Origin of the sequence: Glycomyces artemisiae (assembly GCF_003002955.1) — a bacterium.
GTDB lineage: Bacteria > Actinomycetota > Actinomycetes > Mycobacteriales > Micromonosporaceae > Glycomyces > Glycomyces artemisiae.
Window position 1 is genome coordinate 42,625 of the sequence record NZ_PVTJ01000012.1, and the last position, 23,765, is coordinate 66,389.

Here is a 23,765-nt window from a genome sequence, read left to right on the forward strand (position 1 = left end):
GCTAGAGGCGGCGACCAGGCTTGCAATCTTCGCCACCTCAGCTGGCAGCGGAGAAAGTAACTCAATGTCGTCGTTACAGATTCGAGTCTGTCGCGCCAGCTGGGCGAACCGGCGGGTCTGGAACTCGGCGGTTGCCTCGATGTGGTCGACCATGTAGCGGTTGAACTCCTCGAGGTCTTCGGCGAGGACCCAGCGTTCAAGGATCGCGCGGCTGCCGACTGATGGACTGGGGAGCCCGGCGAGTGCGCAGTCGACCTCGAAGCGAGTCACGTACCCGACACCCTCTCGGGGTGCGTTCCAGTGACGGGCGATCTTCATCGCATAGTCCTCGTTGAGGACCTGATAGAAGATCGGCTGGTCGGGCAGGCGAAGAGGCCAAGCGGTCCGTCCGGACTCGCGGACCAGCTCAAGCTCAGCCGGACCACCTAGGCACCACAGGATCATCGACTTCGAGTTAGGCATCGCGCAGGTTCGATTTAGTGAGGGGAGGTCTGACATTGACATGCCCCAGGGTCGCCGCGCACCTGGTTTGTGAGTGGGCGGGTCCTGGGCAAACCTGATCGTGCGCGGTCTACCCTGTGTTCAGCCGCGCGTGAAGTCGTTTTTCGTGGGCGATACCGCCAATAGACGGCCATGCAGGGCCGCAACCTGGGGAAACAAGTTCCCATAGGCCTCGATCATTCCTCGGTCCCCTTGTCAAGGGCCGCTTCGAGGATCAGGCCCGTCCGGGTAAGGTTCTCGCGGCGGAACCGGCCGGTGCAGGCGTCGAGCCAGCCGCCGACGGCCATGATCTCCTGGTGCAGCTGGGTCGAGCCGCCGCCGGTGACGGTGTACTTGGCGTAGGCGGCGACGAACATGTCCTCCAGGTCGTCGGGGCCGACGACGGCCGTCACGCGGTGGAGGTCGACCCGGTCGGAGTCGGCCGCGGCGCGCAGCAGGCGCGACGACATGTCGACCAGCGGGTGCGACAGGTGCGCCGAGACCACGTCGTCGCGGCCTTGGGCCACAAGCGGGTCGAAGGTCACCGGGCGCTGGTGCGGCTCCTGTCCTTCGGGGGTGAACGGCGCTACGAGGTTCTTCGTGGCGCGCACCCATTCGCCGGTCATCACCGGGACGTCGAACTCGGTGGCGGGGTTGCCGTAGGCGGTCAGGCGCGGTTTGAGCGGCATCTGGTGGGCCAGGTCGAGCGCCGTGTCCACCACCCGCCGGATGCGCTCGGGGTGGAGGTGGAGTTCGTCGACGCTGTTCTCGTACTGCTCGCCGAGCCGTTCGACCTGTTCCGAGACGTTCGCGGCGGCCTTGACCTCGCCGGCTTTCTTGCCTCGCGCTGTCGCCTGCTGGGCCAGGGTCTCCACGTCGCCGACTGTGGTGCCTCCGGCGAGGCGCCGTTGGAGTCCTTCGGCCAGCACCGGGTTGACCGAGCCGAGGTCGGTCTGCATCTGGCTGACCTTCGCCGCGACGCGGGCCAGGAACTCGATCTCGCCGAGGAACGCGGAGTCGCCCGCGGTCGGGGCGGGCACGAAGTTGTAGACCTCGGGACTGTGGCGCTGGCCGTAGCGGTCGATGCGCCCGGCGCGCTGTTCGAGCTTGTTGGGGTTGAAGGGGATGTCGTAGTTGACGAGCCGGTGGCAGTGGTTCTGGAGGTCGATGCCCTCCCCGGCGGCGTCGGTGGCGAGGAGGACCCGCACGGGGTGGTCGGCGGGGTCGGCCTGGAACGCGAGCCGGATCTGCTCGCGTTCGTCGATGTCCATGCCGCCGTGGAGCAGTGCGACGCGGTCGCGGCCGAAGCCGCGGGAGTCGAGGAGGTCCTGCAACCAGTGGAGGGTGTCGCGGTACTCGGTGAAGACCACGACCCGCTCGTTGGTCCAGTCGTCACCGGCCTTGCAGACCTCGCCGAGGCAGTCGAGGAGGCGGGTGGCCTTGGTGTCGGGCGCGGACAGGTGCTTCCTCGCCCAGTCGTTGATACGGGACAGGAGCTCGCGCTCGGTCGGGTCCAGGCGCTCCTGGTGGGAGGCCGATCGCCGCAGGTGCTCGTCCTCGAAGTCGTAGAGCTCGTCGTCGTCGAGGGTCGCCTCCTCGTCCCACACCTCGTCGTAGAACTCCGGGACCTCGTCGCTGGCGACGGCCGGGGCGGCGGGCAGGGCGCCGGCGTAAGTCTCGTAAGTGTTGGCGAAGGCCTGCGGGCTCGACAGGAGCCGCTTCTTGAGCAGCAGGGTCACCAGGTCGGCGGCGGCCCGGCCGCGGCGGCTCTTGACGCGGCGGGATCGGCGGGCCTGGGTGAACTCGCTGAACCAGCGGTGCACGTCGATCTCGCCCTCGGCGTATTCGAGCCGCAGGTCCCGGACCTTGCGTTCCGGAAACTCCGGCTTGCCGTCGGACCCGGTGATCGTGGATTTGAGGCGGCGGATCACGACCTCGTCCTGCGCCTCCTGTGACGGCGCGACGCCGCGGGCGAAGCGGGCCGGGTCGAGGATCTCCAGGAGCGCGGTGAACGACTCCGGGTAGCCGTTGTGCGGGGTGGCCGAGAGGAACAGGCGGTGCGTGAAGTGCTTCGCGAGCTCCCGCATGGTCTTGGTCTGCTGCGAGTCGACGGCGTAGCGCTGCTTCGGAGCCGAGGGGGCGATGTGGTGGGCCTCGTCGAGGATGAGCAGGTCGAAGTACGGGCGCGTGTCCTCCCCCGCGCCGCGCAGCAGCTCGCCGAAGAGCAGGCGCTCGGCCTTGGGGCCGCGCAGCCACGGGAGGCTGACGATCGTGTTGCGGTAGACCTCGAAGGGGTTGGCGCCGTTGCCCCGTTCGCCGGAGATTGGTGTAGGTCTGGGCGTTGACGATGGTGAACTCGAGGCCGAAGAGTTTTCGCATCTCGTCGTGCCACTTGGTGGTGAGCCCGGCCGGGCAGACGATCACGACGCGCTTGGCGCGGTTGCGCAGGATCAGCTCGCTGGCGACCAGGCCAGCTTCGACGGTCTTTCCCAAGCCGACGTCGTCGGCGAGGAGCTGGTTCACGCGCGGGGCCGACAGGGACCGCCACACCGGTTCGAGCTAGTAGAGCTTGATGTCCGCTCCGGACCGGAACGGCGCCTGGAGGTTGCGGGTGTCGGCGCTGGTGAGGGCCGACCATCGCATGGCGTCGAGGAAGGCGGCGAGCTGCGCGGGCTTGTCGAACCCGTCGCGGGTCACCTCGGGCAGGCCGGAGGACGGCAGCACGCGGCGTCCCGGTTCGAGTTCCCACACGAGCCGCAGTTGCTCGCCGAAGGCGTCGTCGGCGAGGCTGTTCACTTCGACGATCGTGTCCGCGCCGGAAGCGATCACGTCGGCGACCATCCACCTGGACCCACGCACCTCGACCCGGTCCCCGACCGCCGGCACTCCTTCACGCTCCGCGGACTGCTGTGCGGGCATAGAACGGCCTCCCGGTGTCGACGTCTCTGAGCAACTGTCAACCCTGCTCAACGCCCTACGAGACTACCAGCGCCCCACTCATATCGGAGTCCGGCAATGCGATGGGGGCAGCAGACCGACCGGAGGCTTCGAACCGAGCCTTCGACCTATGCGAGTGACGCTGACTCATTCATCGCCTGAAATACACATATAGTGCAAATTTTCAGATCTCGCGTGAGGAGTTCCGCTATGGCCTTTCAAGAGTTCTTGCGACTGCTGGTCGGCTGGTTGGTCGGAGGATCGGCGATGTTCGGCATCCCGTTCATGCTCGTCCTAGTCGTCGACAGCGGCGCCCGCCGATTGATGAGGCTTGCGCATCCCTTGCTAGCAGCAATTCTCAGCTTCTTCGGAACCGGACTCGCTGCCGCCGTCGTCTACGGCTGGGCGGCGTGGCCGATCCAGGTGAATCGAGGGCACTTCGGGTCACCCGTGCTTGTTGCGATCTCGGCTCTGTATTTCTCTTCGCTCGTGATACTCAGCGTCAGTTCGTCGAGATGGAACTTCGAAGGACCTCAGAGGAAGCGGTATCTTCCCGGGCTTCACGATCGTATCGAGATCAGTTCGGAGGACGACCGGCGCGAGGAACGGAAGCGCGAGTACGAGCTCGGGCGCTACTGGTTCACGAGATGGGCTGCGGTGGCAACGGGATACGTCCTCGGGGCAGAGTTTTTCTATCTGACGTTCGCCTACGGGCGTTTCAGCAACACAGAGCTTGAAGCGTTCGGATTCGGCATCGCGCTCGGAGCCTTCACCGCCGCGTTCGTATGCTTGCGCTGCTGCCGCCGGGGGTATGCACGATCCAGAGCATTGAAGCTCGCATTGCAGGAGCTTCAACGCCCGAGCGACGAACCTCTCCGAAAGGCCTACTCGCGGCGCGATGAGCTGCCGGTCCTCCTCGGCCGCGAGGCCCGTCGTCTCATCCGAACACTCCGATTCTCAGGTGGTAGCGGCAACCGTGCAGATGTGTTCGTCTTCCTCGGGGCCGCCCGATTCCTCGGGGACTACTCGAAATCATCAAGGAGTCTCGACGCCGATCTGCCCGAAGACGTCAGATCGGTCCTGGAAGACCTGACCGTGGCCCTGTCGAACCCGTCGAAAGCAGCGGCAACGATCGCGCTCGGAAGCAAGGTAGGCGCATTCGGCGCCGACTGCCGGCCCGATCCCGACCTCGAGAAGATGAGGCCGGAGGGCCTCGAAGGTCGGATCCAACGCATCCAACCGACCGTACGCGGTCTGATTCCCATCGTCGTCCTTGCATTGCTTCTCCTCGCGACCCTCTTCGCAATACTCGGAATCACCGCCGTCGACTGGCCCCTGCATTAGGGTCGCCGATCGTCGGCTTCCGGTCCCGTCCGAACGTGTTTCAGGTCAGGCCTCACCGCAGTTCGCGGAGTTGCTCGGCGAGATGGTGGTGGCCGGCCTCGGCGGCGAGGTCGGCCAGGCGGCCGAGATCGATCGGGTCGAGTTCGAGCTGCTGGCGGAACAGGGTGAGGCGGGCTTCGGCCTGGTCGGGCTTGGGTGAGCGGGCGGAGGCGAGGTAGACGGCGGCACGGTCCAGGAGCGCCCTGGTTCGAGCGTGCGGCGAGCCGCACCACAGCTGCAGGATCATCTCGCGGGTCACCTCGTACTGGCCGATCTTCCTGGTCGCCGGCCGGTCCTTGCCTCCGAACGTCCTCTCCGGCAGCTCCACCCGCCACACGCCCCGGACCCTCTTGACCGGGGTCCGCGAGCTGAAACCTTGGCGGTCGAGCCATTCGGCGATCCGTTCGCGGTCGAGTCCGCCGACTCCCTGTGACTCCATCTGCTCGAGCCGCGCGGCCAGGAACGCGTGGCTTGTGCAAGCCTCGGAGAGTTCGGGATCGTGTTTGGCCCCGACTTGCGAGTAGACCAGGCAATGAGGCCGTCCGCCGCCCCGCGGTTCGGCGCGGATCACGAACGCCGGCAGGTACACCTGCCGATCGGCACCGAGCGCCACGAGGTCCTCCACGCCGCCGGGAAGGTTGAACCGATCGCGGTCGGGCCGCCGGGCGAGGGCTTGGAGCGCATTCGCGTGCAGGCCGTCCACGGGCCCCACCGGCTGGAACCGGACACCTTTGTCGGGCCTGGTGAAGCGGTGGAGTTCATGCGACTCCACGATCGAAACGCTCTTGGTGTCGTAGTACTCGCGGGTCAAGGGCTGTGACGTCAGCGCCTCGAAATAGAGCACCCTGCGATCGCCTTTCTTGCGCTCGAAGCGCTCTCCTTCCTGGATCGAACGTCGGCCGAGATCGGTCAGCCGATAGCGCTCGCGGTGCTCGACCAGGTGGTCGATACGGACGAGGAACCGCAGCGCCCGATCGACGAGGATGTCGTCGAGGGAGTAGAAATCGGCCAGCGCGGCAGCCGTGTCGAGTCCGGCCGTGGCGATCGCCTCCTCCAGGAAGCGGTCGATGAGGTCGTAGGGTCGGCCCAGGGTCACCGTGGCCTGGATCTCGACTCGCCACAGCGGCAGCAAGCAGGCGAAGATCCTGGTGGGCGTCAGGCCCAGTTCGTGGCGGGCGTGTTCGATGGCCCTCCCGCGCCGATAGGTGAACGCCGACTCACCGCCTGCCACGTGCGCCGCCTTCTCCACGGAGGTCCTTAAGGAGCGCTTCGATCTCCTTGTAGGGCCGGATGTCGCCCCTGCTGTTGAGATGCAACTGCATGTCCTCCATGAGGTCGCGGAATCCCTGGTCGGTGCTGCGGGACAGGGTGGAAAGGTCGCCGGTGATGATCAGCTGCGAGCGGGCACGGGTGAAAGCCACGTTCACGCGCCGCAGTTCACGCAGGAATCCGACGCGGCCGGCCTTGTTGCTCCGGGTGAACCCGTAGAGGACGACCTCGCGCTCGCCGCCCTGGAAGGCGTCGACGGTGCCGGTGTCGCGTTCGATGGCCTCGGGGTCGGAGATGAGTCTGCGCAGTTTGGCTCTGATCAGTTGCAGTTGGGCGCGGTAGGGAACGATGACGCACCAGTCCCCCGGTTGATCGTGGTAGTACGCCGCGAGTCCGGCGAGCATCTCGGCCTCGGCGTCGTTGGCGCTGCCGCTCGCGGCCCACCGCTCGCGCACCTTCCCGGGCTGCTCGAAGCGCCGGTGCGGCGGCAGTCCGGAGGTGTCGATGAGGGTCATCGGAGTCTGCATGAGCGGGTCGCGATGGGGCCGTGCGTGTTCGGTCTGGAGCCGAGATTGGTAGAAGCTGCGGGAGATGAAGTCGGCGAGCACCTCGGGCATCCGGCGCTGTCGGATCAGCGAGACCTGGTTGCTCGGTGGCAGTGCGCCGGTGAGGATCTCCAAGGCGCTCTTGGAGAGCAGTGTTCGGATCTGCGGGTTGCGGAGACCGGCGCCCCAGGCGTCGACCTCGGTGTCGAGGAACGGCGGGAGCTGCTGGTGGTCGCCGACGAGCACGCCTCGACGGGCGCGGGTGAGCGGAACGAGGACGTCAGTGACGCCGATCTGACCGGCTTCGTCGATCACGGCGAGGTCGAATTCGACTCCTGACAGCTCCGGGCGGGAGGCCGACCCGGTGCAGGTGGCGGCGATGATGTCGGCGTAGCGGATGAGTTCGCCGTTCAGCTGGTCCTTGGCGGAGTCGACGGCCGCGTGCCACCTGGTGAGCAAGTCTCTGCGGCCACGCAGCAGCGGGAATTCACGTTGCAGCCGTTCGCGTTGCGTGCCGGCCCAGGCGGCCGCCGCGCGCAGATCCGTGTCCTCGACCGCGGGCTGTTCAGGAGATCGAGGCGGGTGGTCGAGTGCGATGAGTCCGCGTAGGGCCGTGCGCAGTGCGTCAGCGGCTTTTCGCACCTCGTGCCAATCGCCCTGGCCCTCGCGTTCACACGCCGCGCGCCGCTGCCGTGCCTCGATCACTCCGGCATCGGTTGCGACCGCCTGGTCTCGCGCGGCCGCGGCCTCGGCGTGCAGCGTCTCGAGTTCGTGCAGCTCGATGTCGATACGGTCGCCTCGGTCCTCGGCGGAGGATTCCATACGCGCCAGCACGGCGACGACGAAGCGCAGCATCCACCCGATGAACGGGTTGCCGGCTCTCGCTTCGACTCCGCTCTTCCATGTCGCAGTTCGCTTCTGGCGGGCGCGTACTCGTGCGAGGCGGCCCGATGCCGACGCGATCTCTCGCTCGAACTCCTCGATCTGCGGTTGGAACGGGGCCGCCGCGGCGGCGGTGCGCACCGCGACCGCCTTGTCGGCGTTCGCCACCAAGCCTGCGGCCGCGCTGAGCCGGTCGGTGCGGGCGTTGAACTCCGACACCCATGCTTCGGCCGTGGCGAGGTGCCCATAGGGCTCCAGTTTCATCGCCGCTGCGACCCGCACCCGTTCACGCAGTTCGGCTTCGCGGTTTTCAAGGAGGTACGCGCGGCCTTCGGGAGTGACCGCCTCCCGGTAGCCGACGCGGATCACCTCGACATCGTTCGGCAGCGTGGCCAGGACGTTGTCGACCGCCCGATTCGAATGCGACGCGATCAGCACCTTCTGGCCGAGGTCGTGGACGGCCGACCGGGCCGTCTGGCTGATGGTCCGAGTCTTCCCCGTGCCTGGAGGGCCGTGCACGAGCAGCAGGTCCTCCACGTTGAGCGCCTTCGCGAATGCGAGCCGCTGCTCGGCGTCGAGCGGTTCGTTCGGAGTGAACGAACGTCCCGGAATCGGCCTGACCCGGTGGTCGACGACGGTTCGGAGCAGATGCGGGTTCTCGGATCTGCCCGCTCGCAGGAGCTCCACCGATTCGCGCTGGGTCCTGAAGACCGTGGCGTTCGGGGTCTCCCGCAGCTCGCCGACCTGCGGAAGCGCATCCCAGTCGATCGGCACGTCGAACTTCACTGTGACGGTGCCGCCGCTGACTCTAGTGACCTGCCCTTTGATGTCGGGCCGTTCGACGTGATGAACGTACTTGCCCTCGCCCAGCTCATGCTCGCCCGCCATGTCGAACCGGTACACCGAGTGAAGGCCGAAACGCTGCTCGCCGGTGGAGTGCTTCGCGCGGTACAGGGCCGCACTGGACTTCTCGGTCTGGTTCCGGCTGATCGTCTCAGTGGCGTCGATCATCTCGTCGAGCATGTCGAGGAACGCCGTCTGGTGCGAGGTCAGCGGTGCTGACCCGCGTGCAGCGGCTCGCTCGGCTTCCAACTGCTTCCAGGCGTCCGCGATCTCCCTTGAATACGCCACCGAACCGTAAGGGATCTGCGGCGGGCTGGGCACCGCCGTCCAACCGGGTGCCCGCAGTTTGAGGCAGCCTTCAGCGAGACGCTGGTGGTCGTCGTGTCTCAGGGACGCCACGAACGCGATCATGTAGGCGTCCCGATCCCGGGTAAGGAACAAACGGATCTTGTAATCGGGGGTGTAGGCGAACCATCCCCAGTCCTGGCCCTGCTTCGGTGGGGGAACGGTCGCCGGGATCCCGCTACCGTTGTTGAGCTCGACGAGTTTCCGGAGGACCTGTCCGACATCGCCGGGCATTCGCGGGTCGTCGCGGGCGGCTGTGCGGAGTTTCCCGGGGAGGTTCTTGCCGGGGACCAGGACGATCGGGCGCGGGAGCATGAGCGTGCGCAAGCGGTCTCCTTATACGAGTTCATCGGCGATTACGCGGAACGCATCGCCGAGGGCGGGAGCGGTGGGCCGGTCGGCGGGCCGGGCGGAGAGCGCGCTGTCGACCACGGCGGCGAGCTTCCCGGGTGCATCCGGAGCTTGCGCACGCAGTGGTGGTGCGGCGACGCCGGGCGGCGGGTGTCCCGCCGCGAGGTGGTAGGTGAGCGCAGCGAGCTGATAGACATCGGTGGACGGCCCCGGCGGTGCGTCACTTCGGCGCCGCTGTTCCGGTGCGGCATAGGGGCTCTGCGTCTCACCGTGGGCGGGTGCGTTCCCGGTCTTGCCGAGATCCCGCAGCGCCAGCTGCCGGGTCTCTGCCAGGAGTATGCCTTCCAGCGTGAGATCGCGATGGCTGAATTCGCGCTGGTGCAGCATTCCAAGCGCATCGCACAGACCGGCGAGACCGGCGAGAAGTTCGGCGAGCGCCCATTCGCTCAATGGTCGCCCATCTCCTGGAGCGAGGCCGTCGAGTCCATCACAGGGGGCGGTGCCGCGCCGCTGCGTCGGCCATGCGAGCGCCGAAGTCATGCTGGTGCCGTCGGTCTCGAGCTGGACGGCTTTCGGAAACGCCCGCGCGACTCCGCGTTCGGAGCCGATTTCAGCCAGGAGTTCATGCTCACGTCGCAGCCCGCTCTCGGCCGCGCGAGCCATGAGCCCGGGCCGCAGACGTTTGAATTGCCGGAGCCAAACGAAGCGGACGCCTCGGTCCCGGGTCGGAGCAAGCCGTCGTGCGAGGGCGGTGCTGAGTCGGAGGGAGCTGTCCGGTGCGAGCCGCTCGGCGGTCTCGCGGTCGTAGAGCAGATAGCGCTCCTGGCCGATTCTGATCTCGGCCCCTGGGGTCCAGGTCTCGAGTGGTGGCGGTGGGGGGGCGATCTGCACGGGCGGAAACAGGTCGTCCGGTTCGACACCGAGGTTCCTGGTCGGAAGAGTCGGTGATGCCGGCAGCTGGGATCCGTGTGAATACCGCTTCTCGAACTCGTCGAAGCGGTCGATGAGATGCGTCTGCCCGGCTTCGAGGTCCGCCAGTGATTCGAGGATGCCTCCAGTGCGTCCCTCCAGGGCGGCGAACTCGTCGCGGAGGTGGTCGTGCAGTTCGTCGGCGGTGCTGTCCAGGGCCGCTTCGAACCCGCCGACGCGCTCAATAAACTGCACGACCTCGGCAAACAGGCGTCCGGCCTCGGCGTCGCCGCGATCCAATCGCGTCGCGATCTCGGTCTGGATCGTCTGCTGGATGAGTTGAGGGAGATCGGTGTCGAGAGTCCCGGCGCGCTGCCCGCGGATGCGATCGGCGCTGCGTTGCAGCAGTGTCACGAGCTGGCCTCCGCCGACACCGCCGATGACCCCTGCGGCCGCGAGTGCGATCGGGGCCGAACCGGCGGCGGCGGCAATGACCGGCGCGAGGGCCGCGGCCCCGATGACGGCGACGAGGGTGTTCGAGGTTGCGGTTCGGAGCCGCGTCGACCTGGCCTTGACGGCGCGAACGATTTCAGCTCGGGATTCCTGGGGCGGAATCGAGTCCATGTGCCGACTGCCCTTCGAAGAGGGGGCGTGCAGTAGTGGGGATATTACCGACTTCCATCGAATCGGGCGTCCCCCGAACATGTCGCATACCGGACACGCATCCCAGAGCGCGGGCTTATGGCAGCGTTCGGATTCGGCGCAATGGGATCAGGTCATTGATCGGGCATGGTCTCCAGCGGCGGGAGGGCGTCTACGATCGCCATGGTCTCCAGGCTGACGGTCACGATGCGCTTGAGCAGGTCGATGATGTAGCGCGGATCGTCGGACCAGTCGTTGGGGTCGTTGACTATGCCGCTGGCCTTGTCGGTGCGGACGTAGTAGCGGTCCATGATCCACTCGACGGCGGATCGGGAGCCGACTTGGTAGCGGAAGGCGGCTTCCGGAATGTCGGTGAGCGTGACGTGGGAGTTGTAGACGATCCGGGTTCGGTCTTCCCTTGAGGCGAATCGCATCTTGCGGTCGACACGATAAAGTTCCGCCGGGTCGGTCGTCTTGGTTTCGCCGACGATCTCTCGGATGCCGGGGTACGGCTCAACCGCCTCGTAGGCGAGGTGCAGCCGCATGAGCCGGTTGCCCGAACGGGCGAATTCATGGAACTGCGCGACTTTGGGGATGCGAGGCAACGACTTTCGGAGGTCCGCTTCGAACTCTGATCGGTAGCTCGGCGAGTGCAGGATGCCGTAGATGTAGTGGAAGATGTCGTCCTTCGAGATCGAGCCGTCTCGGTAGGTTTCCCGGTAGTCCGTCAAGACGGCGTCACTGATGTTTTCTTCTCGTGTGTACCGGGGAGGATCCTGGTCGAAGAGCGTTCCGCCGATCGCGTTCTTGTGATAGGTGAAGCGCGGGAAGAACTGTCCACCGCTGCCCGCTCCTGTCACATGCAGGTTTGGAACGGCATCGGTCGCCAAGACCGAGAACGGGACCGCAGAACCTGCGCCCACGGTATAGAAACCCACGTTGCTGAGACCTGGGTCAGGAAACAATCGTTCCAGTTGGTAGACGCAGTCACTGGTGTCAGCCGTGAGGTAGACGCGCTGTTTGGTGAACGGACGATAGGTCGCTTCGAAGATTCGGTGCTCATCGAACCGAAGCCGCTTTCTTCGCAGCAGCCTTCCTCGGTCCGCCCTGTTCCAACTGAAACGACTCCCGTCGGAGACGAAAAGATCCCCATCCGCTTCAGTGGCCGATATCTTGGTCGCACTGCTGTCGCTTGAGGCCTCCAGCCGCTCCACTTGATTGTTGTAGAAGTCGATCATCGACTGTACGTTGCCGATCACCAAGGCATTGGAGAAGTTGTAGACCCAAGCGTCACGGCCGGTTGAAAGCCCTCGAGAACGAACTCTGAAGATTGGGGGGTCGACCACCTCTCCAGATCCAACGGTCCGCCCCAGTGCACGGAAGCTTTGAAACCGTTTGTCCCTCACATTGATCCAATCACCGTCCGCCTCTGGGTCAAGCTGCTGCCAACCGAGAGCGTCCAGTCCTTTCGCCCGGACGAGATCGGTTCCGTTCGCCACGATCTCCAGCTTGCGCTTACGATCGTGGTACTCGCCGATGTCCCGGTAGTAAAGTCGGCACGCTTCGCCTTCAACAGCATTGCTGCTCTTTATCAGCAGGAGAATCGCAATACCCGTGCGACTGCTGGACCCGAAGACATTGCCGGCCTCTGCTCTCCGCTGCTCACCCGCTGTCCTGGCGTTTCCACGGAGATTGAAGCAGTAAACCACGTTGAACTCCTCCATGAGCGTGAGTCGCAGGCCCGCCGCGGTGTTTCCGTCGATGAACCCGTTGTTCAAGACGAAACAGATCACTCCGTGGTCCTCGATTCGGTCGCTTGCCCAGCGCAGTGCGCGCACATACGAGTCATAGAGTGAGTTCTTGTTGGTGGCAGTTGACCTGGCCGCGTAAGTCTCGCGGATGCGTTGGTCGAGCCTGGGATACTTCATGTTCTGGTTGCCGTCGTTCTGGCTGTCCTGTCCAACCGAGTACGGCGGGTTGGCAATGCAAGCAATAATCTGTTCAAGTTGCTGGCGCACTGCACGTTTAATATTGCCGGCGAGGATCGTGCTTGAATCCTCGGGCTCCCTTTCATATGTTTGAAGTGAATCCAATAGGACAATGTTGTCGAACGACCGGTAACTCACTTCGGCAGACCTGCTGTGGAACGCCTCTTCGATGTTCACAGCAGCGATGTAGTAGGCGAGCAGGACGATCTCGTTCACGTGAAGCTCACTGCGGTACTTCCGGACGAGATCCTCAGACCGGATGAGTTCCGACTGAAGGAGTCTGACGGGGAAGGTACCAGTGCCCGCGAACGGATCGATCACCTGGACCCCTTCATCGCTCAGCGAGGCGCCGAGATGTCTCCGCATCGCCTGATCGGTCAGGTGGAGCATGAAGTCGACAATCTCAACCGGCGTGTAGACGATGCCGAGTCGATCGGACACCTGCGGCATGGCGTTCTTGAAGAACTGCTCGTACAGCTCCAGAAGGACCTTCTGGCGCCCCTCTGGGTTGTTGATGCCTTCGATTCGGACCCGGATCTGCTCGTAGAACCGCTTGAGCCTGTCGCGCTCCGTGTCCGACGCCTGATCATCGAGTGCTTCAAGCATCATCTCCATTGCTTTGGAGACCGGGTTGTGCTCAGCGAACTCGTATTGTTCGAAGAGAGCGTCGAAGACCGGCTTCGTGATCAGATGCTGAGCGAGCATCTCAATCGCATCGTGCTCTGCGATAGAGGGGTTGAGGTTCGACCGCAGGGCGGCAACGAACGCGTCGAACACCGCCTGCTTTCCAGGGAGCTCGAGGGCGGTTCGAATGCGGGCCATGTGGGCACCCGCGATATCCGCGATGTCCTTGGCCCACTCCTTCCAGTAGACCTTGGTGCCCACCTTCTGCACGATCCGCGCGTAGATGGCATCACGCCACTCATCCACCGATGCCATGCCGCTGCGAGCGGCCTGCATAAGGCCCCCAAGGTCGCTCGGGTCGTGATCGGCGGCGATGTGGCCGGCCAGGATCCGTTCGGAACGAGACCTGTTGAGTCCGATGCGGTTGACTTCGGCGTTGAACCGGTCGTCATGGGAGCGAAGGGCGTTGAGGACCTGCCACACGGCCCTATAGCGCTCGTTGTCGTCGAGCGCCTCGTTCGGGGGTACGCCTTCCGGGACGGCGACCGGCAGGATGATGTAGCCGTACTCCTTTCCGTGAGCCCGCCGCATCACACGGCCTACCGCCTGGACAATGTCAATGACCGACTTGCGCGGGTGCAGGAAGAGCACCGCGTCGAGCGCCGGCACGTCCACGCCCTCGGACAGGCATCTGGCGTTAGAGAGGATCCGGGCGGTTCCCTCGCCCGGTTCGGACTTCAGCCACTCGAGCGCTCTGCCGCGCTCCAGAGCGTTCATCGTGCCGTCGACGTGCCCCACTTCGCAGCGGAGGCTGTCCTCGGAGGTTCCTCCGAGCCGCTCGGTCACTTGGGAGAACACCTCGGTCAGGTGCTTCGACGCGGCTATGTTCCGTGCGAAGGCGACGGCGCGTCGCATGGGCGCCTCGTTCGCGCGGAATCCGCTCTCCTCGATCGAGGGTCCGAGGCGCTTGCGCAGTCCGTTCCAGACGCCGATGAGCTTGGCGGCGTCGGCGACATTGAGCTCCATGTTGTCGTCGGCGAGTTCAACCTGCAAGGTCTTGGCCGCGTATCCTGCGTCAACGCTCAAGACCAGGACCTTGTAGTCCGCGAGCAGACCGGCCTCGACCGCCTTCCCAAAGCCCAGCTCGTGGAACTCGGGCCCGAACCTCGCCTCGTCGTCCATCGAGCAGAGCTCGACGCTCGCCCGCTGGGCGTCCGCTTTGGCGGGCTCGGTGAAGATCCGCGGAGTCGCGGTCATGTACAGGCGCCGCTCGGCGACGATGTACTGCGGGTCGTGGATCCGGGTGAAGTTGGACTCGTCCCGCCCGGTGAGCACTGCGCCGGTGGTGCGATGCGCCTCGTCGCAGACAACGAGGTCGAAGGCGTCCAGACCTGAAGCCTGAGCATCGGCGATGACGGGCAGCGACTGGTATGTGCAGAAGACCGCGGTCATTCCAGGCCCGTAGTCGCCACCGCGGATCCGATCGGCGAGCTTGGACGCGTTCGTGGTGGCGGGCAGAGCGAGGTCGTGCACCGCCTGATCGCCGGAGTCGGACAGCTTGGACTGCTTCGAGACCTTCGGGTCTGAGCACACCGCGAAAGGCCGCAGAGCGGCTTCGGCCTCGGTGACCCATTCGCGCATGGTCTGGGCAAGGAGAGCGATCGACGGCACCAGGACCAGCACACTGATGGGATCCTCATGTGCGGAGGCGAGCCGTTCAGCGATCTTGAGCGAGGTCAGGGTCTTGCCGGTGCCGCAGGCCATGGTCAAACGACCACGGTCGTGCGTCTCGAACCCGGCGAGCACGGCTTCGATCGCCTCGTCTTGGTGCGGCATGGGCGCCTTCTTGGCGCGCAGATAGCGCGGCCCGAGACGCTCCCCTGCGACCCACGCGTGCTCGTAGGCGACCTTGCTCCAGTCGATCGGGCTCGTGTCGAGCTGGGACATACCGACCCTGGTCACCTCGACCTGCTGGTCCGCGAGGGCGGCCTCGGCGTTCGGGCCCCATTTGTCAGTGCTGGACACGATGATCCGTCGGTTGATGCCCTTCTTGCCGGAGGCGGTGAAGAAGGAGTCGATGTCGGCCTTACGGATCATCTTGTCCGGCTCGTAGAACTTGCACTGAATCGCGCAGAACTCTTCGGATTCGGCCTCTCGCGCCACGAGATCGATGCCGGTGTCGGTGGCATTGTCCTCGGCGAGAGGGGAGTCGGCCCACATCCACACCTCGGCAAACTGCTGCCGCCATTGCGGATCCGTGCGGAAGAAGGCGAGCATGAGCTGCTCGAAACGTCTGCCTCGTTCCGCATTGGTCTGCGACGCAACTCGAATATGGTCGAGGATGTCCCGAACGCTACCGGTCATGACGCTGCCTCCCTTGGGAAGGAACGGCGTCAGACTTACCCCCCACTTTGCGTAACGCCCTCACTACATGAAGGACGTTAGCGTATCCGTACTCTCTGTACAACCCTCAGAACAAGACTGAGCAGATGGACGGCGTGTGGATTCCAGAGCAGCCTCCCTGGCACCGAGCACGGCCATCTCGGCCAGTTGCTGACCTTCGCTGCGGGAACCGATGCGGCGGCCGTCGTCTGGATCGCGCGGAACTTCCGCGAGGAACACCGCAGGGCACTCGACTGGCTCAACGAACGCACTGACTCCGACACCCGGTGCTTCGGCGTCGCCGTCCGTGTCTGGCGCATCGGGGATTCGGCTCCGGCGTTGCAGTTCAACGTGGTCGCAGCCCCGAACGACGGGGGGAAACGCGTCCGGTCGACCGCCGCGGCCCAGCAGTGCGGCGAGGGTAAGCGACCGCTCTACCTTGAGTACTGGGAACAGCTGACCAATGCGATCAGCCAGCGCGGTCATGGATGGCCCCGCCCCGGTCGTAGGAACTCGGTCAACTGGATCGACTTCTCGACCGGGGCGCCTCGTGGAACGCAATACGGGATGAGTTTCACCCGGGATTCACTGCGTTCCGAGCTCTACCTCTCGGTGGTGAGGCTCAGCCTTCGGATTCGGCGAGGAATGCTGCTAGTTCTGTGCGGAGGTTGCGGGATCTGGTGGCGCTTCGGGTTGCCATGAGGTCGACGGCTTGCCAGGCGAGGCGCCAGTCGTCGGGGGTGGCCGCGGTTGTCAATGCGGTGAGGTCGGCGCGTTCGCGGATGCCGGTGAAGGCCTGTTCGGAGGCAAAGGCGTCCATGTCGGCGAACTCGTCGGGTTGGGGCTGCCTGCCGGGGTCGCCGAGGGACAGGAGGGTCAGGGCGATGAGATGGCCGGTGCGGGCCACCCGGAACACCTGGCCGGGAAGGATCTCCAGTGGATCGGCGGCGGCGGTGATCTCGGCTTCGATGCCGGAGGCGGCGAAGACCAGGTCCACTTCGAGGTCGCGGTCGCCGGTCTCGTCGACGAGGCGGGCTCCGGCGACGAGGCCGTTCGGGTGGTGCTCGATCTCGACGTTGTCCGGGTCGGCCGGGCGGCCGTGCTCGTGGTCCCAGTTCTTGACCCACATCTGGTCGGTGACGCTGAGCAGGCGGAGGCCGGCCTCCCTCAGACCGTCGAGGATGCCTTGCGCGACCTGCTCGTCCTTGACGGCCAGGATCACGCCCGCCTGGGTCATGTACGCCGGTTCAACTCGGGCCGAGACCGCCAGGCTCCCGGCGAGCGACCAGGGCGCATCGAGCGCGTCGAACACGGCGCCGAGGCGGGAATAGGAGCGTTCAAGGCCGTTCACCACCGCCGCGTCCATCCCTTTGGGCCGCTCGCCGCCGGAGTCCACGAAGTCCTGGATTCCTCCATCGCCCATCCATTCCAGGACGGCGCGCTTCAACTCCCCCGCGTCAATGCCCGGCCGCTTCCGGAGCACGTTCATCCGGAACATGCGAAGCCGGGTCTCGTCCATCTCTCGGGCCAGTCGCAACCGGTCCTCCGGTGTGAGTGGTGCCATCCCGCCAGAGTATTTCCCCCCGGCCGAGACCTGAACCCCGACTGGCCGACCATACGAGGGCGCCCGACGCCAGGAAGGCTCCGAGCAGCCCGATGATGTGCAGCCCAATGGAGGCCGCCCCGCGTTCGGGGAGGAGGAATCCGTAGGGGACCCATCCGTCTGTCGCGCCGCGGATCAGTACGACGGCGAGCCAGAGGAGCGGGTACGGGATGACGAGCCACACCCGGCGCCAAGGAAGGGGGGAGCGGTCGCCGATCAGGAGCCAGTCGAGGAAGACCGCTGCGGGGAAGGCGAGGTGGAGCCATGCGCTCACCCATGGCGGAGCCGAGCCGGTGCCGGGGACCAGGACGTTGTAGACGACGGCGACGATGAGCATGCATGTGGTTGCTACGGCGCGCGATGCGTTCAGCCACATGGGTATTGGGCTCCCCGACAAGGTGCGCAGGCCGGTGAGGATCAGGAGGGCGGAGGTGGACAGGCTCGTCAGGTTGGTGAAGTATCCGAAGTAGTTGAACGGGTTGAAGCCGTCGTTCTCACCGCCGACGACGTAGGCGAAGCCAAGCACGCCGATCGTGAGCACACCAGCGGCGATCCTCGCGAAGCCGATTTCCCGCGCATGGATGCGTATCGGGTTCAGAGAAGCCATGTCGGCCACCATAAGTGCGCTTCGCTTGTGTTGTTCATGGCTGTGTTCGGTGCGGGATGCTGGTGGGTTTGATGATGTCTCGTTTGAGTTCGACTGATCGGCGCCTGTTGCGGGGCAACGGGGCTGTGCGGGTGGGGCGGTGGGTTCGGGGCGGGGTTGTGCGGGGGCTGGCTGCGGTGTCGGGGTGGGCTCATGTGGTTGAGGTGGCGGCGGGGTTGCCTCGGGTTTCGGTGCCGGTGACTGATTCGTCGGTCGTGTGGAGTGCGGGGAGGGTGGTGGTGCGGCACTGCGCGGGTGGGGCTGGGACGCCGGTGCTGGTGGTGCATTCGCTGGTCACGAGGTCATGGGTGCTGGATCTGGCGCCGGGGCGAAGTCTCATCGGCGCGTTGATCGGCGGGGGTCGTGATGTGTACCTGCTCGATTGGGGGGTGCCGGGGGCGGCAGAGGCGGGGCATGGGTTCGATGTCTATGCCGAGACGTTGATGGCGGCCGAGGAGGCAGTTCGGAGGCATAGCGGTCGGCCGGAGGTGCATCTGGTCGGGTACTGCCTGGGCGGGACGTTGGCGCTCACTGTGCATGCGGCGCTTGGGGATGGCGGGTTGGCTTCGATGACTGCGATTGCGCCGCTTGTTGATACTGCGGCGGCGGGCCGGTTGGGTGGCATTCTGCGGTCGAGGCGGTTGATGCCGGTGCTCACGCTCGATGAGCGCGGGCTCGTGCCCGCGTCGCTGGTACGGGAGAGTTTCCACTGGCTGAGGCCGGTGGCGCTGCGCACGGCGCGGCAGACGTGGCGGCGTCGGCGGAATCAGAAGTGGCGGTCGGTGGCGGGGCCGTTGTCGCGGTGGGTGTGGGAGCAGACTCCCGTCCCGGGTGCGCTGTTGTTCGATCTTGTGGATTACGTTCGAGGCAATGGTCTGAAGGACGGGAGCTGGACGGTTCTCGGCCGACCGGCGCGGCTAGGGAGTCTCGATGTGCCTGTCTTGCTCGCCGTCACCGCGGACGACCACATCGTGCCTCCGTCGGCGAGTCTTGCCCTGGTCGAGGGTCTGGCGCGGCCGCCGCAGGTCGTGCGGTGTCCCGGCGGGCATGTCGCCATGCTCACCGGGATGACCCTCCCCCGTCGGCTCTCGGACTTCCTGACCGCCGTGGAGGCGGGCAGGTAGGCGGCTCAGCCGGTCGCGTCTGCAACTCGGCGGTATTCGGCGACGACTTCGATCGGGCCGATGATGTGGTCGTTGAATTCGTCGAGTTCTTCGGCGGGAACCCAGAGTTCGAGGATGGTCCGGCCGCCGGCCTGCTGGACCGGGTAGCGCTGGGCGAAGGCGCCGTCGAGGTTGAAGCGGGTCACGTAGCCGACGCCGGCGCGCGGCGCGTTCCAGTCGCGGGCGATCTTCGTCGCGTACTCCTCGTTGAGGACCGGGTAGAAGATCGGCTGGTCGGGCAGGCGCGGCGGCCAGGCGGTCCATCCGGAGGCGCGGACGAGTTCGAGTTCGGCGGGACCGCATGGGCGCCAGAGGGTCAGGGTCTCGTTCATCGCTCGGTTCCGTTTCTGAGGAGGGTTCCTGCGACTCTGGCATACCGGGCGGCTCCGGTGCATCTGGTTTCGGCTAGGACCAGGAGCGGCCGGTCTGGGTTTGGAGGGCCGCTTTGAAGACGAAGAAGTTGGGGATGGCGTAGACGGGTTCGCGGGTCTTGAAGAAGCGGTTGTAGGACTTGAAGACGGCGGTGCCGTCCTTGACGGCGGCTTCTTGGAGGCCGGTGAGGGGGATGGCGGTGCCGTCGACGGTGAGGGTGTCGCGGTTGAGGGTGAGGGGGCCGAAGGCGACGGTCTCGTTGTCGGCGATGCGGGCGAGGACTGCGGGGATCTGGGTGCGGGTGACGGCTTCTTGGATGGCGGGGCCCCACTGGTCGGGGCGGTCGAAGCTGGCGCCGAGGGTGAAGTGGTCGAGGTTCGGGAGGTTGGTGACGGCGGAGGTGGTGGCGCCCTTGGGGTCGCCGATGCTGATGGCGGCGCCGTCGGGGGCGACGAGGAGGTAGTTGTAGGTCGTCAGGCCGGTCTGGGGGTAGTGGAAGAGACGCTGGTAGACGGTGGCGTCGTCCCAGTGGTGGAGGGAGACGAGGGTCTTGGGGCCCTTGACGATGAGGCCGTGGTCGAAGAGGTGGAGCTCGTCGGAGGCGCCTGACTTGCGCTTCATGTGGAGGAGGTTGAGGACCCCCAGGCCGATGAACACCGTGAAGACGACCAGCATGATGACGCCGAAGCTGTTCTCCAGCATGTTGCTTCCGGCGAGGCAGGCGATGACCAGCGCATAGATCGTGAGCGCGACTGCGAGAGGGACGGCGAACGGGGCCGGGCGGGGTCGGTACTCGGCGCGGTGGACGCCGAGGCCGGTCTGCTCGGCGAGCTGGTGGAGTTCGGGCGACAGCGGGTTCAGGTTCATGCCCGGGACGGTATGTGCGCCCGGCATCGCGCCGTCATTGTTCGGTCATCGGTGGGCGGGCTTCGAAGCGGATCGTCTTCATGACCAGGGACCACGGGGCGCGGAAATTCGTGCGGGAGGTCTGCGCGAGGGCGGTTTCCAGGGTTGTGAAGGGGGCTCTTTCGAAGTCGTAGTTCAGGAGGCGGCCTTCGGGGCGGAGGACTCGGCGGATTTCGGAGGCTGCGGTGGCGGGGTCTCCCCAGTGGTGGGAGCTGTAGGTCGTGACGACGAGGTCGAAGGTGTCGTCTTCGAAGGGGAGGCTCGCGACGTCGGCCGCGCGGAGGTCGACGCGCAGGTCGGCCAGGTTGCTGGACGCGTGGTCGATCATGTCCTGGGCGATGTCGATGCCGGTGAGGCGGAGGTCGGGGCGGGTGGCGGCGAGGGAGCGGAGGAGGAGGCCGGGGCCGGTGCCGATGTCGAGGACGGCGGCGCCGTGCGGGGCGGAGGACGCGATGTCGGCGGCGATGCGGCGGTACTGGGGCCTCATGAGGAGACGGGCGAGCCGGTTGTAAACGCGGCTGTGGCGGCCTTCGATCGCTCCGCCGTGGGAGTGATTGTGCGGGTGGTCGTGCATTGCAGGCTCCTTCATAGTTGTGCCCTACAACTTTGAGGGTAGCGCCATTGGTTGTAGGATGCAACTATGAGCCATGACGCCGAGCACCTGCACCATCTCCTGATGGACGTCGTGCGCACCGCGGAGTTCGCCCTGATGGCGGACGTCGTCCCCGGGCGGGCGATGTCGATGTCGCAGTTGTTCGCGATCCATGAGCTGGACTTCCACGCGGGCATGTCGCAGCGGGAGCTGGCCGAGCGGCTCGGGTTGGAGAAGAGCAGTGTGAGCCGGCTGGTCGCAGACCTGGAGGCCGACGGGCTCGTCGTCCGCGAGCGCGACCCCGGGAACCGGCGGCTCTACCGGTTGGAGATCACCGCGGCCGGGAGGAAGCTGCACCGGAAGGCCGCCGAGGTGCTGCACGCCCGGTACGAGGCGTGGGCGTCGGCGATGAGCGAAGAAGAGCGGGACGGGCTCGCCAAGGGGCTGCCCGCGCTGCTGAGGGTCATGAAGGCCTAGGCGGCCGGGGTGAGGAGGCGGTCGGCGGCCGGGATCGCGGCGGTGACGCGGGCGGCGAAGGCGTCGATCGCGGCGGTGCGCTCCTCGGCGCGCCAGACCAGGCCGTAGCGGACGGGTTCGGCGTCGACGACGGGGACGTAGGCGATGCCGGGCCGGGACTGGTAGACCGCGGTGTGGGCGCCGACGAGGAGGGCGCCCTTGCTCGCGGCGACGAAGACGAGGGCCTCCGGGAGGCTGATGACGATGGGCCCCTGCGGGATCGGCAGGCCTGAAGGGGTCCGCGGCGGGGATTGGAGGGCGCGGCGGTAGTCGGGGAGGTCGCCGTCGGTGGCGATCAGGTCGACCGCGGCGAGGTCGTCCATGGTCAGCCATGGGCGCGCGGCGAGCGGGTGGTCCGCGGCCACGGCGAGCATGCGGCCCTCGGTGAGCAGGGTCGGGCCCTTGCCGAGGTCGTCTTCCCGCACCGGGAGTTCCATGAGGAGGACGTCGTAGTAGCGGTCGCGCAGCTGCGAGAACGGGTCGGTGTAGGACATCTCGCAGATCTCGACGGCGAGTTCGGGGTGGGCGGCGCGGAGGGCGTCGACGGCGTTCAGGGCGATCTCGCCGGTGAGGGACGCGGAGAAGCCGACCCGCAGGGTCCCGCCGAAGCCGCTCGCGGCGGCCGCGGCGCGGGCGAGGGCCTGTTCGATGGCGCGGTGGTGCGGCTCGACGTCGTCGCGGAAGCGCGCGCCGAGGTCGGTGAGGACCACGGAGCGGCTGGTGCGCTCGAACAGGGGCGCGCCGAGGCGGCGTTCGAGGCGCTGGACGAGCTGGGAGACGCGGGCGCGGGAGAGGCGCATGCGGGCGGCGGTGCGCCCGAAGTGCAGCTCCTCGGCCAGGATCAGGAAGCATTCGAGTTCGTCGCGTTCCACGGGGTCCTCCATCGGTAAGCCTGACTGAATGAACGTTGCGATCTTCGCCGTTGTTCCCGGCCCTGCGCGGGCCGACGATTGGCGGGCATTGGAAACCCGTCAAGAGGAGAAACCCGTGAAAGCCCGTGAATGGGGTGTGCTGCTCGTCCTCTCAGGAGCGATCTTCCTGGAGGGCATCGACATCGCCATGCTCAACATCGCCCTGCCCTCGATCCGCGACGACCTGGGGCTGTCCACCGGGTCGCTCCAGTGGGTCGTGAGCGCCTACGTGCTCGGCTACGGCGGCTTCATGCTGCTGGGCGGCCGGGCCGCCGACATCCTCGGGCGCCGCCGCGTGTTCCTGGCCGCGCTGCTGGTGTTCCTGCTGTTCTCCGGCCTCGGCGGGCTCGCCGAGAACGGGGCCGTGCTCGTGGCCGCCCGGTTCGTCACCGGCCTCGCCGCCGCGTTCATGACGCCCGCCGGGCTGTCGATCATCACCACCGGGTTCGAGGAGGGCCCCAAGCGCGACCGGGCCCTGATGATCTACGGCGCCATCGGCGCCGGGGGCTTCACGCTCGGGATGGTCATCGGCGGGCTGCTCACCGCGCTCGACTGGCGGTGGGTGTTCTTCATGCCCGTGGGCCTCTCGCTGGTGCTGCTCCTCGCCGCGATGCTCCTCATCCCGAAGCAGGCCCCGCCGGAGCGGGACGGGCAGCGGTTCGACGTGCTCGGCGGGCTCACCGTCACCGCGGCGGTCGTGGTGCTCGTACTCGGGGTCGAGCGCGCCACGCACGTCGGCCTCGGCTGGACGGCCGGAACGATCGCGCTGAGCGCAGTGCTGATCGCCGCGTTCGTCGCGGTCGAGCGCCGCCACGCCGCGCCGCTCGTGCGACTCGGGATCTTCAAGTCCGGTTCCCTGCTGCGCGCCAACGTCATCGGGATGCTGTTCATGGCCGGGTTCTTCGGGTTCCAGTTCCTCGCGGTGCTGTACCTCCAGGAGCTGCGCGGCTGGACGACGATCGAGGCGAGCCTCGCGATGCTCGTCATGGGCATCGACGTGGCGCTGGCGCCGACCCTGACGCCGAAGCTGGTGCGCCGCTTCGGGAACGCCCCGGTGCTGCTGGCCGGGCTCGCGTCGGCCGCGGTCGCGTTCGCGCTGTTCCTCACGGCCGGGCACGACTCGACGTACTGGGAGCTGCTGCCGAGCCTGGTGTTCGTGGGCCTGGCGTTCACCCTCGCCTACGGCCCCATGACGATCATCGCCACCAACGGGATCGCCGAGGACGAGCAGGGGCTCGCGGGCGGCCTGCTGTACACGTCGTTCCAGTTCGGGGCGGCCCTCGGGCTCGCGGGCGTGGCCGCGGTGAACGTCGCCGCCACCGCCTCGAATGCGCCCGGGGCGCTCCTCGACGGGTACCGCGCGGCGCTGCTCGTGCCGCTCGCGGCGGCCGTCGTCGCCGTGGCCGTGGGGGTGTTCAACCTCGGGCGCACCCGCGAGAGCGCGCCCGAGCCGGAACCCGTCGCGGTGTAGGAGGG

At 66.6% G+C, this 23,765-nt stretch carries 16 protein-coding genes and 1 pseudogene; 4 read left to right on the plus strand and 13 right to left on the minus strand.

All coding sequences use genetic code 11. The features are described 5' to 3' along the window. Nucleotides 1-117: 117 nt before the first annotated feature. The 3 genes and pseudogenes from B0I28_RS28570 to B0I28_RS23910 form a co-directional block, all read right to left on the minus strand. Nucleotides 118-462 (minus strand): annotated as a pseudogene (locus B0I28_RS28570) (hypothetical protein); the annotation flags it as partial. 215 nt (nt 463-677) lie between these two features. Further along, nucleotides 678-2,804: a DISARM system SNF2-like helicase DrmD gene (drmD, locus tag B0I28_RS23895; RefSeq protein WP_219926970.1), complete on the minus strand. Its 2,127-nt coding sequence runs from the start codon at nt 2,802-2,804 to the stop codon at nt 678-680. 235 nt (nt 2,805-3,039) lie between these two features. Next, a complete protein-coding gene (locus tag B0I28_RS23910) occupies nt 3,040-3,309 on the minus strand; it encodes a hypothetical protein (RefSeq protein ID WP_146148221.1) in 270 nt (89 codons plus the stop codon). Between the two features lie 375 nt (nt 3,310-3,684). Here B0I28_RS23910 and B0I28_RS23915 point away from each other — a divergent pair, with 375 nt between their 5' ends. Next, complete coding sequence (locus tag B0I28_RS23915) at nt 3,685-4,761, plus strand: hypothetical protein (RefSeq protein WP_146148222.1); 1,077 nt, start codon at nt 3,685-3,687, stop codon at nt 4,759-4,761. A 52-nt stretch (nt 4,762-4,813) separates the two neighbouring features. On the opposite strand, the gene B0I28_RS23920 is transcribed toward B0I28_RS23915, so the two are convergent. The 6 genes from B0I28_RS23920 to B0I28_RS23945 form a co-directional block, all read right to left on the minus strand. Further along, nucleotides 4,814-6,049 carry a hypothetical protein gene (locus B0I28_RS23920; RefSeq protein ID WP_106366380.1) on the minus strand — a complete coding sequence of 412 codons (1,236 nt, stop codon included), beginning with the start codon at nt 6,047-6,049 and terminating at the stop codon, nt 4,814-4,816. After that, entirely contained in the window at nt 6,018-9,011 is a 2,994-nt protein-coding gene (locus B0I28_RS23925; protein WP_106366381.1) for a DEAD/DEAH box helicase, read from the minus strand. The genes B0I28_RS23920 and B0I28_RS23925 overlap by 32 nt, the downstream gene beginning before the upstream one ends. A gap of 9 nt (nt 9,012-9,020) precedes the next feature. Further along, nucleotides 9,021-10,568: a protein kinase domain-containing protein gene (locus tag B0I28_RS23930; protein ID WP_181245932.1), complete on the minus strand. Its 1,548-nt coding sequence runs from the start codon at nt 10,566-10,568 to the stop codon at nt 9,021-9,023. Nucleotides 10,569-10,720: 152 nt separating this feature from the next. Further along, on the minus strand, nt 10,721-15,562 hold the full coding sequence (locus tag B0I28_RS23935; protein WP_106366383.1) for a DEAD/DEAH box helicase: 4,842 nt from the start codon (nt 15,560-15,562) through the stop codon (nt 10,721-10,723). Nucleotides 15,563-16,202: 640 nt separating this feature from the next. After that, entirely contained in the window at nt 16,203-17,144 is a 942-nt protein-coding gene (locus tag B0I28_RS23940; protein ID WP_219926960.1) for a hypothetical protein, read from the minus strand. Beyond that, on the minus strand, nt 17,038-17,790 hold the full coding sequence (locus tag B0I28_RS23945; protein WP_181245934.1) for a Pr6Pr family membrane protein: 753 nt from the start codon (nt 17,788-17,790) through the stop codon (nt 17,038-17,040). Before B0I28_RS23945 ends, B0I28_RS23940 begins: the two co-directional genes overlap by 107 nt. A gap of 311 nt (nt 17,791-18,101) precedes the next feature. Here B0I28_RS23945 and B0I28_RS23950 point away from each other — a divergent pair, with 311 nt between their 5' ends. Further along, a complete protein-coding gene (locus tag B0I28_RS23950) occupies nt 18,102-18,953 on the plus strand; it encodes an alpha/beta fold hydrolase (protein WP_181245935.1) in 852 nt (283 codons plus the stop codon). A 5-nt stretch (nt 18,954-18,958) separates the two neighbouring features. Here B0I28_RS23950 and B0I28_RS23955 read toward each other — a convergent pair whose 3' ends face one another. From B0I28_RS23955 to B0I28_RS23965, 3 genes are all read right to left on the minus strand, one after another. Next, the gene (locus B0I28_RS23955; RefSeq protein ID WP_106366386.1) at nt 18,959-19,324 is read right to left on the minus strand and encodes an ADP-ribosylation/crystallin J1; all 366 of its coding nucleotides are present in this window, start codon (nt 19,322-19,324) and stop codon (nt 18,959-18,961) included. Nucleotides 19,325-19,397: 73 nt separating this feature from the next. Beyond that, nucleotides 19,398-20,231: a DUF6585 family protein gene (locus tag B0I28_RS23960; RefSeq protein ID WP_106366387.1), complete on the minus strand. Its 834-nt coding sequence runs from the start codon at nt 20,229-20,231 to the stop codon at nt 19,398-19,400. A 34-nt stretch (nt 20,232-20,265) separates the two neighbouring features. Then, nucleotides 20,266-20,844 (minus strand): class I SAM-dependent methyltransferase, encoded by a 579-nt coding sequence (locus tag B0I28_RS23965; protein ID WP_181245936.1) that lies wholly within the window; start codon nt 20,842-20,844, stop codon nt 20,266-20,268. Between the two features lie 66 nt (nt 20,845-20,910). Between B0I28_RS23965 and B0I28_RS23970 the strand changes: the two genes are divergently transcribed. Then, nucleotides 20,911-21,339: a MarR family winged helix-turn-helix transcriptional regulator gene (locus B0I28_RS23970; protein WP_106366389.1), complete on the plus strand. Its 429-nt coding sequence runs from the start codon at nt 20,911-20,913 to the stop codon at nt 21,337-21,339. On the opposite strand, the gene B0I28_RS23975 is transcribed toward B0I28_RS23970, so the two are convergent. Then, the gene (locus tag B0I28_RS23975; protein WP_106366390.1) at nt 21,336-22,250 is read right to left on the minus strand and encodes a LysR family transcriptional regulator; all 915 of its coding nucleotides are present in this window, start codon (nt 22,248-22,250) and stop codon (nt 21,336-21,338) included. The genes B0I28_RS23970 and B0I28_RS23975 overlap by 4 nt on opposite strands. A 115-nt stretch (nt 22,251-22,365) precedes the next feature. On the opposite strand from B0I28_RS23975, the gene B0I28_RS23980 reads away from it, so the two are divergent. After that, nucleotides 22,366-23,760 carry an MFS transporter gene (locus tag B0I28_RS23980; RefSeq protein ID WP_181245937.1) on the plus strand — a complete coding sequence of 465 codons (1,395 nt, stop codon included), beginning with the start codon at nt 22,366-22,368 and terminating at the stop codon, nt 23,758-23,760. Nucleotides 23,761-23,765 lie beyond the last annotated feature (5 nt).

Coding starts and splice junctions, on each gene's coding strand:
- B0I28_RS23940 (WP_219926960.1), bottom strand. CDS start 17,144: ATGGCACCACTCACACCGGAGGACCGGTTGCGACTGGCCCGAGAGATG.
- B0I28_RS23970 (WP_106366389.1), top strand. CDS start 20,911: ATGAGCCATGACGCCGAGCACCTGCACCATCTCCTGATGGACGTCGTG.
- B0I28_RS23960 (WP_106366387.1), bottom strand. CDS start 20,231: ATGAACCTGAACCCGCTGTCGCCCGAACTCCACCAGCTCGCCGAGCAG.
- B0I28_RS23935 (WP_106366383.1), bottom strand. CDS start 15,562: ATGACCGGTAGCGTTCGGGACATCCTCGACCATATTCGAGTTGCGTCG.
- B0I28_RS23930 (WP_181245932.1), bottom strand. CDS start 10,568: ATGGACTCGATTCCGCCCCAGGAATCCCGAGCTGAAATCGTTCGCGCC.
- B0I28_RS23915 (WP_146148222.1), top strand. CDS start 3,685: ATGTTCGGCATCCCGTTCATGCTCGTCCTAGTCGTCGACAGCGGCGCC.
- B0I28_RS23965 (WP_181245936.1), bottom strand. CDS start 20,844: ATGCACGACCACCCGCACAATCACTCCCACGGCGGAGCGATCGAAGGC.
- B0I28_RS23945 (WP_181245934.1), bottom strand. CDS start 17,790: ATGGCTTCTCTGAACCCGATACGCATCCATGCGCGGGAAATCGGCTTC.
- B0I28_RS23955 (WP_106366386.1), bottom strand. CDS start 19,324: ATGAACGAGACCCTGACCCTCTGGCGCCCATGCGGTCCCGCCGAACTC.